This is a genomic window from Sphingomonas sp. BE138 (assembly GCF_031456125.1).
Lineage (GTDB): Bacteria > Pseudomonadota > Alphaproteobacteria > Sphingomonadales > Sphingomonadaceae > Sphingomonas.
Window position 1 is genome coordinate 1 of the sequence record NZ_JAVDUC010000066.1, and the last position, 1945, is coordinate 1945.

Annotated in this window: 1 protein-coding gene and 1 pseudogene; one reads left to right on the forward strand and one right to left on the reverse strand. The window is 61.9% G+C overall.

What is annotated here, in order from left to right:
• Positions 1–96: 96 nt before the first annotated feature.
• Positions 97–339: pseudogene (locus tag J2Y58_RS20845) on the reverse strand (IS481 family transposase); the annotation flags it as partial.
• A 374-nt stretch (positions 340–713) separates the two neighbouring features.
• On the opposite strand from J2Y58_RS20845, the gene J2Y58_RS20850 reads away from it, so the two are divergent.
• Positions 714–1784, forward strand: coding sequence for an acyltransferase (locus tag J2Y58_RS20850; protein WP_310107404.1), 1071 nt, complete (start codon positions 714–716; stop codon positions 1782–1784).
• Positions 1785–1945: the final 161 nt, after the last annotated feature.

The window sequence follows — 1945 nt, forward strand, 5'->3', positions numbered from 1 at the left end:
GCCAGCAGCTGGTCCAGAACGTCCTCGTCGATTGCCATATCGATGGTCCTTCCTGTCCATCACTATGCCTCCCGCACAGAATTCCTGACACTCCCGCAGCAGCGTGTGCCGCCGGAACGCCACTACCATTGCCTCTTCAGCCTCGGACAAGGTGGTTGAATGAGGGGCCTTCGGCCCGGTCTTCAGATCCTCGACCGTCGCCCGCTTACGCCACTTCGCGACTGTCTTCGGGTTGATCCCCGGCTCCCGGCTCAGCGTCGCGAGCGAAGCTTGCGATCGCTGTATTGCTGCTCGGACGGCGTGCGTGGTCGTGGCGCTCCCGTGACGTACCTGTCCCATACGGCTCCCTTCCATTCGAACGAAAGGATCGCACCATCAAACCGTGGGATCAAACACCTAGGAAAGCGGATGCTCGGGATGCCTGCCGGCGCGATAGGCGTGCCACCTTCCGACTACGGCTTTCAATCGGGAACGCTTCACGCCCCGCCTCCTGATCGGAGATCGGCGTTGTGAAGCGCCCGGGCAGTCTCGGGCCACCCCGCCGCCTGTCGGCACCCAGATAAAGGATCGCCCTGGGGCGATCCATGCCGCAATGATCCAGCGAGCATTGCTCGCGGTAAAGTTGGGGGGCGTTGGCTCGCGCCTGGCGCAGGCGCCATGCACCATTCGTGAACCCGCGATCGTTAGCAAAGCGGCCCGGAGCCCGCTGCCACATGCGTAAAGATCACTATCCATCGCTTGATGCCCTGCGCGGGATCGGTGCCTTCTTCGTCCTCGTTCTGCATCTATCGTGCGCCGATCCCGTCACGCACCTGTTTGCTCGCGGTTATCTGGGTGTCGATCTATTCTTTCAGCTGAGCGGCTTCGTGATCGGCCATGCCTATCAAACGGACCTGCAGCAGGGATCGATCACCCTCAGCGCCTATCTCCAATCGCGCGTGCGGCGGCTTTACCCAATGATCTTTTTGGGGGCGCTGCTGTCGTTATGCTTCGTGTCGTATGACATCGCGCCGCCATCGTTGTTCGTCCAGATAGGGGCACAGGCAGCTATCGTACCGCTTCTCTGGGCCACCGGACCCATATTCCCGCTCAATACACCGCAGTGGAGCCTGTTCTTCGAGCTGGCGGCCAATCTGGCGCACGGCGTCGTCGCGCGTCATTTGGGCGTGGGACGTCTCGGCATGATCGTACTGGGCTCTGCTGCGCTCTTCTGCGGCGCCATCATGCAACTCGGCAGCGCGGACATCGGCGTTGCCAGCGGCGGCGTCGCCGGGGGGTTCGCGCGTGTTGCCTTCGGGTTCTTCACCGGGCTGTTGATGCAACGTTTGTGGGTGAAGGGCGTGCCGCGAAGTTTTCCGAACAGTTCCCTAGCTGCGATGGCGCTGTTCGTCATGGTCGTCATCGGTGCCGGAAGGGTCACGATCCCCCGCGCGCTGGTTGATGGGTGCGTCGCCATGGTGTTCTGCCCGGCGGTCGTCTGGCTGGCGCTCAGTGATCCCCGCCCCTTCCGCTTTCCGCGACTCGCACGGCAGGCGGGGCGCCTGTCATACCCAATATACGCGATCCACGTCCCGTTGATCACCGCGGCCTATCACGTCGTCGACGTGTCCGGCAGCGGGGTAGCCAGCCGAAGCTTGCTGTGGATGGTGATGATTTTGGTAGTTGTCGTTTTGGCGGATGTCTTGGAACGGGTCTACGACCGACCCTTGCGCCATTGGCTGAACGCGCGCGCGACGCCGAAACGTTCCATCATGGCCAACATCTCTGTTTCACCATCATTTTAGGGAAGCGATCGGGCCAGCCAACGAACGCTCTGCGTACTCACCGACCCGAGAGCCGTAGGTCCGGTTTCCACCGAGGCTGTGTGGAAACGCGTTGATGTGGTAGCCTTCCCTCATTGATGGAGGCGCTAGAATGAGCCGTTTCATCGAGGGTTTGGATCGGC

Coding starts and splice junctions, on each gene's coding strand:
- J2Y58_RS20850 (WP_310107404.1), top strand. CDS start 714: ATGCGTAAAGATCACTATCCATCGCTTGATGCCCTGCGCGGGATCGGT.